Raw genomic sequence first — 14935 nt, forward strand, 5'->3', positions numbered from 1 at the left:
CGGACCACCCGTTTTATAGGGCTTTCACCGGATCCGTCAGCGGGCCGCGCGCAATTCGCGCAGGACCGCGTAATCGGCGTAACCGTCGGGAATCAAGCCGCGTCCGAGCTGGAAGTTCCGCACGGCTTCCCGTGTCTTCGACCCGAACTTGCCGTCCATCTCGCCCTCGTAGAAGCCCAGCCGCGCAAGGCGCACCTGCAGCTCGTGGCGCTCGTCCTTGCCGAGAAGGGGCTGGTCCTTGGGCCAGGATCCCTGGATCGGCAGCCCTCCCATGATCCGGTCGCCGAGATGGGCCACGCCCATGGCATAGGCATCCGACGAGTTGTAGCTCTTGATGACGTCGTAATTGCGCGTGACCAGGAAAGCCGGTCCGCCCGCTCCGCCCGGCAGGAATAGGCTCGCCTCCCCCGCCCGCGGCATGGCCTTTCCGTCGGCCCGGCGCAGGCCCAGGGCCTGCCATTCGGCGAAGCTCAGCTTCAGATACCTGAAGTCGAACCGCGCCGGCAGCCTGACCTCGAAGCCCCAGGGCAGACCCGGCTCCCAGCCCTGCCGGCGCAGGTAATTGGCGGTCGAGGCCATGGCGTCGGGCACGGAGGACCAGATGTCGCGCACCCCGTCGCGATTGCCGTCCACGGCATATTTCAAGAAGCTCGAAGGCATGAACTGGGTCTGCCCCATGGCCCCGGCCCAGGAGCCCAGCATCTTGTCGCGGCTGATGTGCTCCTCTTCGAGGATCTGGAGCGCATCGAGCAGCTCCTTCTTGAAGAAGTCGCCCCGGTAGCCCGTATAGGCGAGCGTCGCGAGGGCCCGTACCGCGTAGATTGAGCCGGTGAAGCTGCCGAAATTGGTTTCCATGCCCCAGACGCCGAGAATCACGGAACGCGGAACGCCGTAGGTTTTCTCGATGGCGGTCAGGGTCTTCGGCCATTCGGCGGCCATCTCGCGGCCGCGCCGGAGGCGCTGAGCCGAAACCGAGCCGTTGATGTAGTCCCAGATCGGGCGGACGAACTCCGACTGCTTTTTGGTGAGCGCGATGATCTTCGGATCGGGCTCGACGCCCCGGAAGGCCTCATCGAAGGTGGCGCGCGAGACGCCGCGCGCCTTGGCCGTCGGCCACAGGCCCTGCACGAAGCGCTGGAATCCAGCCTCCGTCCCCCCCTGTGCCTGGACCGGCCGAATCGGGCCCTCCACGCCGATGATGAGGCTCAAACCGAGAAGGAGGGCACCGCCGAGGCGGCGCATCGAGAGAAGCGGCAGCTGCATGAATGTCGCTCGTCGGAATGGGGCGGAATTGACCCCGCCATTGCGACACTAAGAGAGTTAACAGCCGGTTGATAGAGGGGGGTTATGCGGCTTTGCGCGCCGCCAAAATGTGTTCCCACCGCAGGGCCTGATCGACGATCTCGGCCAGATTGTCATGCTGCGGCTGCCATCCGAGGCCCTGGATGCGGTCCACTTGGGCCACGAGCCGAGCCGGATCGCCCGGGCGGCGGGGACCGAGGCGTACCTCGAAATCGACGCCTGAGACTCTTTTGACCACGTCCACGACCTCCAGAACCGAGGCGCCGTGACCGTAGCCGCAGTTCAGAACGGCGCAATCGCCGCCCTCGCGCAAGGATTTCAGTGCGGCAAGATGCGCGCGGGCGAGGTCGTTCACCTGAACGTAGTCGCGAATGCAGGTGCCGTCCGGCGTCTCGTAGTCCGTGCCGAATACGTCGAGATGGGGGCGCTGGCCGAGGGCCGCCTGAGCCGCCACCTTGATGAGATGGGTGGCGTGGGGGGTCGACTGACCCGAGCGGCCCTTCGGATCCGCGCCCGCCACGTTGAAATAGCGCAGGATCGCATAGCGCAGGCTATGGGCCGCATGGGCGTCCTGGAGCATCCATTCGCTCATGAGCTTGCTGCGGCCGTAAGGATTGATCGGGGACAGGGGCCTGTCCTCGGCGAGCAGCGGCGCATCGGCATTGCCGTAGACGGCAGCCGTGGAGGAGAAGACGAAGTTCCTGATGCCCGTCCGAACCGCCGTCTCGACCAGGGAGCGGGTCTTCACCGTATTGTTGAAATAGTAACCCAGCGGATCGGTGACCGATTCGGGCACCACGATCCGGGCCGCGAAATGCATGATGCTGTCGATCCCGTGTTCCTCGACGATCCTGGTCACCAGTTCCTGGTCGCCCACGTCGCCCACGACGAGGGCGGCCTCCGGAGGGACGGCCCAGCGGAATCCGGAGGACAGGTTGTCGAGAACCACCACCTGCTCGCCCGCATCCAACAGCTCGAGCACCATGTGGCTGCCGATATAACCCGCGCCGCCCGTCACCAATACCGCCATATCCGTTCTCCCCGAGATCTGCCCGACCTGGCGCATTGCGCGGAAAGGGAGAGCGCCCCTCCCCGGCCCGATGCCGTCGTAGCCTAACCCAAACGCTTCAGCTTCAATTCAGGTCCCGAGCCGCAAAGAAGACCCGGCCCCGGTGCAACAAGGCAGCGCGCCGGGCGTTAAGAGGAGCCTAAGCTTGACGGTAAACGGTTTTCTTTTGCCTGCCCTGCCTTAGATTGACCTCCCTCTACTCTCTGCTCAAACATGGCTTGATCGATGAAGCGCATTCGCAAAGCAGTCCTTCCTGTTGCCGGTCTCGGCACCCGTTTCCTTCCCGCCACCAAGGCGGTGCCGAAGGAGATGCTGTGCGTGGTGGATCGCCCCGTGGTGCAGCATGTGGTGGACGAGGCCCGGGCCGCCGGGATCGAGCATTTCATCTTTGTCACCGGCCGCAACAAGGCCGTGATCGAGGACCATTTCGACATTGCCTACGAGTTGAACCAGACCCTGGAAGCGCGCGGAAAGACGAAGGAGCTGGAGCTTCTGACGAAGGATCAGCCGAAAGCCGGCCAGACGAGCTTCACCCGCCAGCAGGAGCCCTTAGGACTCGGCCATGCCGTCTGGTGCGCCCGCGAACTCGTGGGCGACGAGCCCTTCGCCGTCCTCCTGCCCGACATGCTCAGCCGTGGCTCCATGGAGCAGATGCTCGCCGCTTACGAGAAGCACGGCGGCAATATCATCGCCGTGGAGGAGGTGCCGGAGGACCAGACCCATCAATACGGCATCGTCTCGGTAGGCGAGGAATTCGGCCAAACCTTCGAGATCACGGGGATGGTGGAAAAGCCCCCGAAGGGCACCGCCCCCTCCAATTACATCATCTCCGGCCGCTACATCCTGCAGCCCGAGATCTTCGATCTGCTCTCCAACCAGGAGCGCGGCGCTGGCAACGAGATCCAGCTCACCGACTCCATGATCCGCCTGATGAAGGACCAGAAGTTCTTCGGCATGAAATACGAGGGTACAACCTACGATACGGGCTCGAAAATCGGGTTTCTGATGGCCAACGTGGCCTATGCCCTGGAGCGCGAGGACCTCGGGCCCGTCTTCCGGCAGGAGCTGGAGGCCCTCCTGCGCGGACAGTGAGCGGGTTTCAGGATTACCCATGGCCGCGCGATTGTGCTAGAGCATCGGACTCAAAAGTGGGATCCACTTCGGGGTCCTATCCGATGCTCAATCCTTGAAAGCGCATCGCTCATGCGGAAAACCGGGTCCACTTTTCCGCACGATGCGCTATAGGGCGGCCATGGCACTCGCACAGACCAAACCCGTTTCGCACGTCCAGCAGGCTATCGCCTCGGCCCTTCGCACGCTCGACACCGAGCGCGAGGGCCTGTCCGTCCTGATGGAAGCCATCGGCAACGGGCTCGCCCCCTCCTTCACCTCCGCCGTCGAGACGATCGCATCCGCCAGGGGGCGGGTCATCGTCACCGGCATGGGCAAATCCGGCCATGTGGGCCGAAAGATCGCAGCCACCCTCGCCTCGACCGGCACCCCCGCCTATTACGTCCACCCGGCGGAAGCCAGCCATGGCGACCTGGGCATGGTGCAGACCGACGACGTGATCCTCGCCCTGTCCTGGTCCGGCGAGACCGCCGAGCTCGCCGACATCATCGGCTATGCCAAGCGTTTCCGGGTGCCGCTGATCGCCTTCACCTCGAACGCATCCTCGACCCTGGGCCAAGCCGCCGATGTCTGCCTGGCGCTGCCGAAGGCCAAGGAGGCCTGCCCCAACGGGCTTGCGCCCACCACCTCCACCACCATTCAGCTGGCGCTCGGCGATGCCCTCGCCATCGCGCTGCTCGAGAGGCGGGGCTTCACGGCCGAGAATTTCCGCGTGTTCCATCCTGGCGGCAAGCTCGGTGCGCGCCTCAAGCTCGTGCGCGACATCATGCACAAGGACGAGCGCCTGCCGATCATCGGCGTCGAGGCCCGCATGGATCAGGCCATCGAAGAGATCGGCCGGAAGGGCTTCGGCTCCGTCATCGTGGTCAACACGGACGGCACGCTTGCCGGCATCGTCACCGATGGCGACCTGCGCCGCAACCTTCGCCCCGATCTCGGCAGCCTGCCGATCACCGCCATCATGACCCGCACGCCGCGCACCATCGCGCCGGATGCGCTGGTGGCCACCGCGCTCGAGATCGAGGAAACCGCGCGCATCACCGCGCTGATCGTGGTGGAGAACGACAGGCCTGTCGGCCTCGTGCACTACCTCGACCTGCTGCGGGCAGGCGCCGCATAACTTTCGCCCTCAGTCCCGATCGGATGCGTCCAATCTGCGTAGAACAATGTCAGGGCAGCCGCGCAGTCGGCCATGGTGAGGCCGTCGCCCATTCCCGTCCGGCCAATGCGCGGTCGACCCATGCACAGGCCGTGTCGAGCATTGGTCTTGCTTCGGTGGGGCCGTAGGGATCGCAATCGGCCTCCGGGCGGAGGCGATCAGCCACGATCCACTGTATCGGCGTCATCACGTAAATGTCGAAGAAGGGTCCATCATCCGCACGTCGAGAGCCGCACGCGGATCGTCCGGGATGAGCCGCACCGGCCCGGGATGACGGAGACCGAGATGATCGATGATGATGCTCGCCTCGGGAATGGTACGCCCGCCATCGACCAGGACCGGGAAGCGTCCGATCGGCCAGAGGGCCGCCAGCTCGGCACTCGCCCGCTCGTTATCGAACATCCGGTATTCGAAGGACGTCCCGTTCTCGTAGAGTGCGGTGACCACCTTCTGGCGATAGGACGAGAAGGGGTGCACGTCCAGTGCCGATGCGAGATCTGCTCGCCTCCGGGTGCTCAAGGATCGTCGACGACGAGAGTCGAGCCTTCCACGCGAACGACCCGGACCTTGGCGCCAGCGAGTCGATCCGCGCCGGTGACACGCCATGAGCTGTCATCGACGCGGATGCGCCCCTCACCGTCCTTGATCGGCGTCTCCAGCGTAAACACGCGTCCGACCAGCGTCTGTCCGCGCTGATTGAGGTGATAAGCGGAAGATTCGGGCGATTCCTTCGAGCGGGTGACGTATCGTCCCAGGAGCACCGCCGCGACCGACAGTAGCGCGAACAGAATGAGGGAGGCCTGCCAGGAGAGATCGAGCGCCGCATCGAGCACGCCCGTCACGATGGCCGCCAGCCCCAGCCATATGAAGAAGATCCCGGGCGCCATCAGCTCGGCGCCGATCAGCACGAGTCCGAGAATGATCCAGCCCCAGGCGCCGAGACCGATGAACGCCTCCCGAATCATGGGTACTCCGCGCCCTTTGTCACCGCGGGTACGCTGCGCGCGGGCTTCGACGCGGTTGCGCCGCCATCGCCGCCGAACACGGATTTCGTGAGCTCCGCGATGCCGCCCAGGGTGCCTGCGAGGCCCGCCGCTTCGATGGGCACGATCACGACCTTCTGGTTGGGAGCGGTGGCGAGGCTGCGGATGGCGTCGATGTATTTCTCCGCCACGATGAAGTTGGCGGCCGCGAGATCACCGCGGGTGATCGCGTCGCTCACCATGCTGGTGGCCCTTGCCTCCGCCTCCGCGAGGCGCTCACGCGCCTCCGCGTCACGAAAGGCCGCTTCCTTGCGGCCTTCCGCTGAAAGGATTTGCGCCTGCTTCTCGCCTTCGGCCCGCAGGATTTCCGCCTGCCGCAGACCTTCCGCCTCCAGCACCGCGGCGCGCTTCTCGCGCTCGGCTTTCATCTGCCGGGCCATGGCACCGGCGAGATCCTGCGGCGGGAGAATGTCCTTGATCTCGACGCGGGTGACCTTGGCTCCCCAGGGGGATGCCGCCGCATCGACCACGCGCAGAAGCCGCTCGTTGATCTCGTCGCGATGGGACAGGAGTTGATCCAGATCCATGGATCCGACAACCGTACGGATGTTGGTCATGGTCAGCACGAGCAGGGCCTGGTTGAGATCCGCCACCTCATAGGAGGCACGCGCCGCATCGAGCACCTGATAGAAGGCGGCCGCATCGATGGTGACGCCCGCATTGTCCCGGGTGAACGCTTCCTGGCTCGGAACGTCGAGCACCTGCTCCATGACGTTCACCTTCTTCCCGATCTGCTCGATATAGGGAATGATTAGGGCGAGGCCCGGCGTGAGCGTGCGCGAGTAACGGCCGAAGCGCTCCACCGTATAGGCATACCCTTGCGGCACCGTTCTCACCCCCATCGCGATCGTCACCACGACCACGAGCACGAGAACGATCACGAAGATATCGAAACCACCCAACATCCCTTCCCCCGAGCAACGAAGTTGCAAAGCAGGCAGACTACCCGATGGGAGCAGGAACTCCTATAGCATCGGCCCCAAAGGTGCCTCCACCTCTGGGCCCATCCTGCGCGCCCTCTTTCAAGCAGCGTATCGTTCTTGACGAAAATCGGGTCCATTTTTTCGCACGATGCGCTAGCGGGTGCCTTCCAAGCTGCTATTCTGCACCTACCATCGCTGAATAACACACCATGCCGCGTTATTTTTGCCAGGATCATCCGGATCAGCTCGAACTCGAAGCGCTCGTGCTCGATTCACGTCCCGGCGCAGTTCTGCTGGCTCATTCGCCCTTCTTTCCGGGCGGCGGGGGACAGGTGGCCGATAGGGGTTTTCTCGAATGGTCAGGCGGCGTGCTGAGCGTCGAGAGGATCGAGCCCGATCCGCATGGACTCTGGCATGTGTTTGCCGAGCCCATCACCGTTCAGGGAATGGTGATGGCCAAAGTCGAGGCGGAATTTCGCCGGCTCATGTGCGAATTGCACACGTTGGCGCACGTGCTCAACAGCATCGTCTATCGGGATTTCGGTGGCGCGCTGCTGACGGGCGCGCAACTGGCGGCCGACGGCACCTTCCGCGTCGATTTCGATATGCCGGGAACTCATCCCGACTGGCTGCGGTCCTTGGACGGCCCCATCAACGACGTCATCCGTCACGACCTTGCGATCCGCACCTTCCACATGCCCTGGACTGAAGCCGAGGCGGAGGCGGGCATGTTCCGCAGCAAATCCGTCTCGCCTCCGCCGCAGGAGGATGGATCGGTGCGGATCGTAGAGATCGCCGGCCTCGACCGGCAGGCCTGTGGCGGGACGCACCTAACTTCCACGGGTCTGGCCCGTCCCGTTCGGATTCTGAAGGTCGACAACAAAGGAAAGCAAAACCGGCGCATCCGCGTCGGCTTCGCCGATTGATCAAATCCAGCCCTGGAGTTCGCGCTCTACGATGTGGTTGATCACGCGCATGCCCTCGGGGCTGTCGTTGAGACACGGCAGATAGGCGAATTCCTCACCGCCATTGTGCATGAAGATCTCCCTGTTCTCGCCGTTGAGCTCCTCCAGGGTCTCCAGGCAATCGGCGGAGAAGCCCGGCGCCACGATGGCCATGCGCTTCACGCCGCTTTTCGCCAGTGCTTCCACTGTCTTGTCCGTATAGGGCTGGAGCCACTCCGCCTTTCCAAAGCGCGACTGGAAACTCATGCGGAACTTGTCCGCAGGCCAGCCGAAGGCTTCGCGCATCAGTCGCCAAGTCTTCGCGCAGTGGCAATGATAGGGATCTCCCTTAAGCAGGTATTCCTTCGGCACGCCGTGGAAGGAGACGAGGATCACCTCCGGCTCGAAGGTGAGCTTGGCGAGTTCCTGCTTCATCGATGCGACGACGGATTCGATGTAGACCGGATCATCGTGATAGGGCGGCGAGACGCGCACCGTCGGCTGCCAGCGCATGTCCATGAGGGCGCGGAAGGCCTGATCGCAGGCCGTCGCGGACGTTGCCGCCGCATATTGCGGATAGAGCGGCACCAGCAGGATGCGGTCGCAGCCCTGGTCGAGCAGCGCCTGGATTCGCTCGCGCACCTCGGGCTTGCCGTAACGCATGGCCCAATCTACGGAGATCTTGTCGCCGGCGATGCTCTTCAGATGCGCGGTGACCTTTTCGGCCTGGTTGCGGGTGATGGTTTTCAGCGGACCTTCGTCGAGCTCGTTGTTCCAGATCGAGGCGTAGTCGCGGCCCTTCGCGCTGGGGCGTTTGGTGAGGATGATCAGGTTGAGGATCGGCCACCAGAGCAGGCGCGGGGTCTCGATCACGCGGCGGTCGGAAAGAAACTCCTTCAGGTAGCGCCGCATGGGCCAATAGGTGGTGCCCTCCGGCGTTCCGAGATTCATCAGAAGCACGCCGATCCGCCCCGCCTTCACAGGCGGATGATCCGCCGGACGTACGCCCTGGCTGGTCTCGGTCATGCTCACGCGTTCATTCATGGATCGAAGCCCCTTGGCCGCGGGATCCGGGGCGGATCCCGCTCGGAATGGGTCCTAGATAGTGGCTTTCTTCCCGTTACGCCAATGCGTTCTGTTTCACTTTGACGTGGTTCAAGACCGCTCTCGGATCGGCGGGCTCAGGTTCGCCGTGGCCCTGAGCGGCGCATCGATGGCGACGCGCAGACCGGCCGGGTCGTATTCGACCTCGACCTTGGCGTTGAGCTGCGTCGTCAGAACCCGGTGCAGGAGGCGCGAACCGAAACCCTGCCGCTCCGGCTGCGAGACGCTCGGCCCGCCCCGCTCCTGCCAGGTCATGGCGAGACGCTTTTCGCCGCCATCCTCCTCGTGCACGTCCCATGTCACGGAAACCTTGCCGTTGCGCACGGAAAGAGCCCCGTATTTCGCGGCATTCGTCGTCAGCTCGTGAATGGCCATGCCGATGGGAACGGCGATCTCGGACGGCAACTCCACGGCAGGCCCGTGGAGCGTGACCCGTCCGCCGGACGCATCATTATAGGGAGTCAATTCCTTTTCCAGGATGTCCCGCAGGGGTGCAGTCTGCCACAGGGCCTCGGTCAGCAGGGAATGGGTGTTGGCGAGCGAGACGATGCGCCCCACGAAGGCCTTGTAGAAATCGTCGATGCTCGAGGTCGAGCGAGCCGTAGCGCCCACCACCGCCTGTACGGTCGCCAGGGTGTTCTTCACCCGGTGGTGCAGCTCGCGGATCAGGAAGGATTGCTGGTTCTGCGCCTGTTTGCGCTCCTCGATCTCGTGCTGCGCCTCGCTGTAGAGGCGGCCGTTCTCGAGGGCGATGGCCGCCTGCGCGGCAAGGCCTGTCACGAGGCGCTCGGCACGATCCGTGAACGCTCCCGCCCGCTCGTGGGCGAAGAGGAGCAATCCTTGAATCTGCCCATTCCGCGAGGAGATCGGAACCGCCATGATGCTGCGCGCCCTGGCCCCGTCCGGGGAAGAGGCCCCGCCGCCCGGCCCTCCGAATTCCGGATCGTCGGAGACGTCGTCGAACCGCAGGACCCGGCCCTGCTCGAAGACGGCTCTGCAGATCTTGTCGCTGGGGAGCTTCGTAAAGGCCGTGCGGGCTCCTCCCGACGTGTAGAGCCCGTAATCCTCGGTCCGCGCCTCGCCCCCGGAGCCATCCCTGCGGTTGGAGAAATAGGCGCCGGCCTGCGCGCCGGTGAGAAGCACCGCTGCCTCGACCACGCTTTCGACGAGGCGGTCCAAGTCGAGTTCGGCCGCAAGCGCCCGGCCCGTCCGGTTGAGCACCTCGAGCGCCGCCGTTTCGGCCTGCAATTCGCTGGTGCGCAGAGCGACTTCCTTTTGCAGGAACGCCTCGTTGGCGGCTTGCTCCCGGAACTGCTGGGACGCCAGGGAGGTGAGCGCGGCCAGAGCCAGAAGAGCGATCAGCGCGAAGGCGCCGTAGAGCTTCATCTGGACCGTCCAGGGCACCCAATAGGCATCGTCGGGAATGCTGACGCTGACATAGAGCGGCCGATCGCCGACCCTGCGGTAGGCTCCGGTCCGCTTTTCGCCGTTGCTGAGAAAGTAATAGTGTCCGGCGGCGCGGTTCCGCTCGATCGCTGCGTCGAGAGCCGCCTTGTCGATGGGAGCGAACGACAGGCCGTCGGGCGGCAGGGGCAATTGCGCGATGACGCCACCGTCCGAGGTGCGCAGCAGCGTGATGCGGTTGCCCTTCGGCAGGCGCAGCTTGCCCCAATAGGCCTCGAAATAGGACAGCGCGACGGTGGCCGAGATGATGCCGTGGAAGGTGTTGTTCGGGCCGCTGAGGCGGCGGCTGATCATGAAGGTCGGGCGCTTGGTGATCCGACTGATGATCGGCTCGCCGACGAAAAGCCCCTGACCCGGTCGGACCTGAGCCTTGAAGGCATCCCTGTCCGACACGTTCGATGGCGGGGCCGGAAACTGCGCCGTGGTCATCCGCAGGCGCCCCGTCGAGTCGCTGAGCCAGAGATTGTCGAAATATGGCAGCGTTTCCTTGACTTCCTTGAGATGCTGCCAATGCGGCCTCGATGTCTCGATCCGATCCCAGCTGCCTCCCTCGAACTGCATGCTCAGCTGCCTGAGGGTGAGATCGGTGACCTCGAGAAGGCGAGCCGTATGATCCGCCAGGAAAAAGGCGTTGCTGGCGATATCCGCCTCGTGGCGCTGGATCAGGCGGCTGCGCTGCTCCCAGGCGATGTAGCCGAAGGTGATGAGGATGAAGGCAACACCGAAAAGACCCATGATCAGGGTCAAGCGGCCCCGCGCCAGCCGCTGGCGGCGGCGCTTGACGGACAGGCTTCTAGGCTCCGGTCGCGGTGAAAACTGCAATGAAACAGGTCGTGTTGGTGCTGCGATTCGCATCAGGCGGGCCACCATGACACAGCCTCGGCGAGAGATGGAGGGGTAAAATTAGGCCCCTCCCCCCTTGAAAAAGAAACGTCGGGATCTCTCGCGATCCCGGCGGCGATTGCCTGCGCCTCGGGGGTCAGCGCAGGACGATGCGTCCCTCGACCTTGGGCGCGACTTTCCCGGCCTTGGCCACATACTCGATCACCTGGCTCGCCATGAGCTGGCTGGCCGATACGTCGATGAGGGACTTGGCGTCTGCGAAGACCCGGTAGCCGTCGCCGCCGCGGGCCATGAAGTCGTTGGTGGCGAGCCTGTAGGTCTTGGCAGGATCGAGCGGTTCTCCGTTGATCTTCACCGATTTCACCCGGCTGCCCACCGGCTCCTTCACATCGACCTCGGCCACGATGCCGGAGACCTGCGGGAAACGGCCGCCGAGCTCGCGCACCTGGCTCACGCCGTTCTCCAGCGCCGCCTTGATCTGCTCGCCCTTCACCTCGAGCAGCACCGTGGTGTTGCCGAAGGGCATTTCGGACAGAATGTCGCGCCGGGTCAGTCTCTGTCCGGCCTCATATTGCTTGTCCGCGCGAATGCCGCCGCCATTGGTGATGGCCACGTCGGCTCCGACGGAGGCCCTGAGGGCATCGGCGATCAGGTTCCCGATGGCGGCTTCGCCGCCGCGCACCGTGGCCCGGCGGCTGTCGAGGGGCGTCTCGGTGACGCCGATCTCCACATCGAGTTCCTTGGAGAGCTTGTCCTCGTAGCCCTTCACCACGGCCTCGATCTCCGGATCGGGCTTTACGCCGGCGCTGTCGACGATGCGGAAATTGGGCATCCAGGTGACGCGGGTCTGGCCGTCCTTGGTGGTTTTCGTGACGGCCAGCTCGACCACGTTGATGTAGTTGGCCTGGGATTCGGACTCGGACAGAACCACCTTGCCGTCGTAGAAGGCCAGAAGATGCTCGTCGTGACCGCCGATGATCACGTCCACCCCGGCGGAGCGGGCGATGATCATGTCCACTTCGAGCGGGGTATGAGCGAGGGCGACCACGATGTCGGCGCCCTTCTCGCGCAATTCCTTGGCCTTGGTGCGGGCCGTGTCGATGGTGGAGGCGAACCTGATGTCGCCGGGGCTCGACGCGATGGGCGTCTCCTCCGTGGTGAGGCCGAAGAAGCCGACCTTGACCCCCTGCACCTCGACCATCTTGTCGGGCTTGGTATTCACAGGCAGGCCGTTGCCGTCGATGATGTTGGTGGCCAGGACGTCGAACTTGGCCTCTCTCATGCGGGCCCGGAAGGCGTCGGGGCCGAGGTCGAACTCATGGTTGCCCGGCACCATCGCATCGACGCCCATGCGGTTGAGGATGTCGATCACGTGCGCACCCTTGTCGAAACCCGACAGCAGCGAGGGCGAAATGGTGTCGCCCGCATGGACGAAGAAGGCATTGCCCTTCGCCTTCTCCTCCTTGATCACGGTCGCCAGCCGGGCGAAGCCGCCGCGCCCCTTCTCGGCGCTCATGCGGTCGATGTCGTTGGTCTGGACGAAGCGCAGGGTCACGGTTTCCTGCGCCAGAGCGGTGCCGGACAGGAGCAGGGACAATCCCAGGAGACCGGCACGCAGGGCAGCGGAGGGTCGGCTAGTCGATATCATCACGGATCCTCGTATCGGGCGGCGCCCAGAGCGGACGGCCGGGAGCCTAGACAGGAAGCGTGTCACAGAAACAATATCCTGTCGATGTCCTCCGCGCCTCGAACGCGGACACGGGGTGATGCCATTTTCATCCCTGCCGGCTAGACACCATCTGACACGACGCCCATGCGTTCCCCTACCCGAAAGGCACGGCTTTCATGACAGGTCCCATCAGCCAAGCCCTTGCAGAGTTCCGCCGCAACCGTCAGGCCGCCTCCTGGCTGGCGCTTCCCTTCTTTCAGGATGGCAGCGCCGACCGGGTCGCCGCAAAGGTCGACACCGTGATTGCCGGCGGCGGTCATGTGCTTCCGCCGCCCGAGGCGGTCTTTACCAGCCTCAGGCTGACCCCTCTCGACAAGGTCAAGGTCGTGATCCTCGGTCAGGACCCCTACCCTACCCCGGGGGATTCCCATGGGCTTGCATTCTCCTACCGCGGCGCGCGGAGGCTGCCCGCCTCGTTGCGCACGATCCTCGCCGAAATGTCGTCGGATCTGGATGCCCCCATGCCGGCATCGGGCGACCTGACGAAATGGGCGAAACAGGGCGTGCTGCTCATCAACACGGCGCTGACGGTCGAGGCCGGGAAATCGGGCGCGCATATGAGGTTCGGCTGGTCCGACCTGGTCGATCAGGCCGTCGCCGCCGTTTCCGCGCGGCAACCCGCCGTCGCGTTCCTGCTCTGGGGTGCTCCTGCCCGCAAGCGCGCCGCGCTCGTCGATCGCGGGAAGCACCTCGTGATCGAAGCGGGGCATCCCTCTCCCCTCAACCGCCTCAACGACTTCAAAGGGACCCGCCCCTTCAGCCGCGCCAACGACTGGCTGGTCGAGAAGGGCCTGGAGCCCATCGACTGGCGGCTCGCCTCCTGATCATACGGGAATGCGGCGCCCCACGAAGAGCCTTGCCGGGAAACGGGCCGGGGAGTAGGTCTCTCGCGGAATGCGACCGCGACACCCTGGAGATCAGCATGACGGAATCACTGTTTGGACATGTGGAGCCCTTCGCGGGTGACCCGATCCTGTCCCTGAACGACAGCTTCAAGGCCGATCCCCGGGCGGAGAAGGTGAATCTCAGCATCGGCGTCTATACGGACGAGAAGGGCCGCATTCCGGTGCTGGGCTCCGTCAGGTCCGCCTATGAGCGGATCGGCTTCGCGGAGCGGCCCTATCTCCCCATGGAAGGCCATCCCGGCTATCGCGAGGGCGTGCAGAAGCTGGTCTTCGGCGGCGGGCACCCGGCCCGTGCAGAGAAGCGCATCGCGACGATCCAGACCATCGGCGGCACGGGAGCGGTCGGCATCGCGGCCGACTTTCTGGCCAAGCACACGCCCGGCCGCACCGTTCTCGTCAGCGACCCGACCTGGGAGAACCATCACGGCCTGTTCCAGCGGGCAGGCTTCAGGACGACGACCTATCCCTATTGGGACCGCGCCAACAGATCGGTCGATTTTACGGGCATGGTCAGGGCGCTGGAAGCCGCCGAGGCGGGGTCCATCGTGATTCTCCAGCCCGTCTGCCACAACCCGACCGGCGTGGACCTGAGCGAGGAGCAGCAGACCGCCGTGACCGACGTGCTCGTCGCCAAGGGTCATATCGTGGTGTTCGACATGGCCTATCAGGGCTTCGGCACCAGCATCGAGGCGGATGCCGCTTTCGTGCGCCGCTTCGCGGAGCGCGCCAGCTGCCTCGTGGCCAATTCCTTCTCGAAGAACTTCTCGCTCTACGGGGAGCGCTGCGGAGGCCTGAGCATCGTCTGCCGCGACGCGGACGAGGCCGAGCGCGTGCTGGGACAGCTGAAGCTCGCGGTGCGCCGCAGCTATTCGAGCCCGCCGATGACCGGCGGCCTTCTCGTCGCAACCGTGCTCGGCGACGACACGCTGCGCGCCCGGTGGATCGCCGAGGTCGACGGAATGCGCACCCGCATGGATGCCATGCGCAGGCTCCTCGCCGAGCGCATCCGCGCCCTGTCGAACGAGGTGGACGTGGATTTCCTCCTGAGCCAGCGCGGCATGTTCAGCTTCACGGGCCTGAGCGAGCAGCAGGTCCGCGACATGCGCGAGAAGGACGGCGTCTATCTCGTGGGATCGGGCCGCATGTGCGTGGCGGGTCTCAACGCGGACAACGTGCCGAAGGTCGCCGAGAGCTTCGTCGCGGCAAGCCAAGCGTAGGGCTTGCCGAACCTTACTCGCCATTGCCGGCCCTGTGCCGGTGATCCCGACCCGCGAAGCGCGGCGACATTCCGATCGTCATGGCCGGACCAGGTCCGGCCA

Annotated in this window: 13 protein-coding genes; 5 read left to right on the plus strand and 8 right to left on the minus strand. The window is 64.8% G+C overall.

All coding sequences use genetic code 11. The features are described from left to right. Nucleotides 1–36: 36 nt before the first annotated feature. Nucleotides 37–1263: a lytic murein transglycosylase gene (locus tag GR328_RS15190; RefSeq protein WP_246215892.1), complete on the minus strand. Its 1227-nt coding sequence runs from the start codon at nt 1261–1263 to the stop codon at nt 37–39. Between the two features lie 82 nt (nt 1264–1345). Then, a complete protein-coding gene (gene galE / locus GR328_RS15195; protein WP_160885370.1) occupies nt 1346–2332 on the minus strand; it encodes a UDP-glucose 4-epimerase GalE in 987 nt (328 codons plus the stop codon). A 264-nt stretch (nt 2333–2596) separates the two neighbouring features. On the opposite strand from galE, the gene galU reads away from it, so the two are divergent. Beyond that, nucleotides 2597–3463 carry a UTP--glucose-1-phosphate uridylyltransferase GalU gene (galU, locus tag GR328_RS15200; protein ID WP_160885371.1) on the plus strand — a complete coding sequence of 289 codons (867 nt, stop codon included), beginning with the start codon at nt 2597–2599 and terminating at the stop codon, nt 3461–3463. A gap of 160 nt (nt 3464–3623) precedes the next feature. Continuing rightward, a complete protein-coding gene (locus tag GR328_RS15205) occupies nt 3624–4622 on the plus strand; it encodes a KpsF/GutQ family sugar-phosphate isomerase (RefSeq protein ID WP_170304128.1) in 999 nt (332 codons plus the stop codon). Nucleotides 4623–4847: 225 nt separating this feature from the next. Here GR328_RS15205 and GR328_RS28285 read toward each other — a convergent pair whose 3' ends face one another. From GR328_RS28285 to GR328_RS15220, 3 genes are read right to left on the minus strand one after another with little or no spacing between them, the layout of a single operon-like run. After that, nucleotides 4848–5180 carry a glutathione S-transferase family protein gene (locus tag GR328_RS28285; protein WP_246215893.1) on the minus strand — a complete coding sequence of 111 codons (333 nt, stop codon included), beginning with the start codon at nt 5178–5180 and terminating at the stop codon, nt 4848–4850. After that, nucleotides 5177–5626 (minus strand): NfeD family protein, encoded by a 450-nt coding sequence (locus GR328_RS15215; RefSeq protein ID WP_160885373.1) that lies wholly within the window; start codon nt 5624–5626, stop codon nt 5177–5179. Before GR328_RS15215 ends, GR328_RS28285 begins: the two co-directional genes overlap by 4 nt. After that, complete coding sequence (locus tag GR328_RS15220; protein ID WP_160885374.1) at nt 5623–6609, minus strand: SPFH domain-containing protein; 987 nt, start codon at nt 6607–6609, stop codon at nt 5623–5625. Before GR328_RS15220 ends, GR328_RS15215 begins: the two co-directional genes overlap by 4 nt. A gap of 227 nt (nt 6610–6836) precedes the next feature. Between GR328_RS15220 and GR328_RS15225 the strand changes: the two genes are divergently transcribed. Then, nucleotides 6837–7553 carry an alanyl-tRNA editing protein gene (locus GR328_RS15225; protein WP_160885375.1) on the plus strand — a complete coding sequence of 239 codons (717 nt, stop codon included), beginning with the start codon at nt 6837–6839 and terminating at the stop codon, nt 7551–7553. On the opposite strand, the gene hemH is transcribed toward GR328_RS15225, so the two are convergent. From hemH to GR328_RS15240, 3 genes are all read right to left on the minus strand, one after another. Beyond that, nucleotides 7554–8615, minus strand: a complete 1062-nt coding sequence (gene hemH / locus GR328_RS15230) for a ferrochelatase (protein WP_160885376.1) — start codon at nt 8613–8615, stop codon at nt 7554–7556. 111 nt (nt 8616–8726) lie between these two features. Beyond that, a complete protein-coding gene (locus GR328_RS15235) occupies nt 8727–10886 on the minus strand; it encodes an HWE histidine kinase domain-containing protein (protein ID WP_160885377.1) in 2160 nt (719 codons plus the stop codon). Nucleotides 10887–11118: 232 nt separating this feature from the next. Further along, complete coding sequence (locus tag GR328_RS15240; protein WP_246215894.1) at nt 11119–12630, minus strand: bifunctional metallophosphatase/5'-nucleotidase; 1512 nt, start codon at nt 12628–12630, stop codon at nt 11119–11121. 197 nt (nt 12631–12827) lie between these two features. On the opposite strand from GR328_RS15240, the gene ung reads away from it, so the two are divergent. After that, on the plus strand, nt 12828–13535 hold the full coding sequence (ung, locus tag GR328_RS15245; RefSeq protein WP_160885378.1) for a uracil-DNA glycosylase: 708 nt from the start codon (nt 12828–12830) through the stop codon (nt 13533–13535). Nucleotides 13536–13633: 98 nt separating this feature from the next. Continuing rightward, on the plus strand, nt 13634–14833 hold the full coding sequence (locus GR328_RS15250; RefSeq protein ID WP_246215895.1) for an amino acid aminotransferase: 1200 nt from the start codon (nt 13634–13636) through the stop codon (nt 14831–14833). The last annotated feature ends 102 nt before the right edge of the window (nt 14834–14935 follow it).

This window comes from Microvirga makkahensis, assembly GCF_009830105.1.
Taxonomy (GTDB): Bacteria; Pseudomonadota; Alphaproteobacteria; order Rhizobiales; family Beijerinckiaceae; genus Microvirga; species Microvirga makkahensis.

What these genes read in the sequence shown, in the direction of transcription:
- GR328_RS15215 (WP_160885373.1), bottom strand. Translation starts at nt 5,626, where the DNA reads ATGATTCGGGAGGCGTTCATCGGTCTCGGCGCCTGGGGCTGGATCATT.
- GR328_RS15250 (WP_246215895.1), top strand. Translation starts at nt 13,634, where the DNA reads ATGACGGAATCACTGTTTGGACATGTGGAGCCCTTCGCGGGTGACCCG.
- hemH (WP_160885376.1), bottom strand. Translation starts at nt 8,615, where the DNA reads ATGAATGAACGCGTGAGCATGACCGAGACCAGCCAGGGCGTACGTCCG.
- GR328_RS15190 (WP_246215892.1), bottom strand. Translation starts at nt 1,263, where the DNA reads ATGCAGCTGCCGCTTCTCTCGATGCGCCGCCTCGGCGGTGCCCTCCTT.
- ung (WP_160885378.1), top strand. Translation starts at nt 12,828, where the DNA reads ATGACAGGTCCCATCAGCCAAGCCCTTGCAGAGTTCCGCCGCAACCGT.
- GR328_RS15225 (WP_160885375.1), top strand. Translation starts at nt 6,837, where the DNA reads ATGCCGCGTTATTTTTGCCAGGATCATCCGGATCAGCTCGAACTCGAA.
- galU (WP_160885371.1), top strand. Translation starts at nt 2,597, where the DNA reads ATGAAGCGCATTCGCAAAGCAGTCCTTCCTGTTGCCGGTCTCGGCACC.
- GR328_RS15220 (WP_160885374.1), bottom strand. Translation starts at nt 6,609, where the DNA reads ATGTTGGGTGGTTTCGATATCTTCGTGATCGTTCTCGTGCTCGTGGTC.
- GR328_RS15240 (WP_246215894.1), bottom strand. Translation starts at nt 12,630, where the DNA reads ATGATATCGACTAGCCGACCCTCCGCTGCCCTGCGTGCCGGTCTCCTG.
- GR328_RS15205 (WP_170304128.1), top strand. Translation starts at nt 3,624, where the DNA reads ATGGCACTCGCACAGACCAAACCCGTTTCGCACGTCCAGCAGGCTATC.
- galE (WP_160885370.1), bottom strand. Translation starts at nt 2,332, where the DNA reads ATGGCGGTATTGGTGACGGGCGGCGCGGGTTATATCGGCAGCCACATG.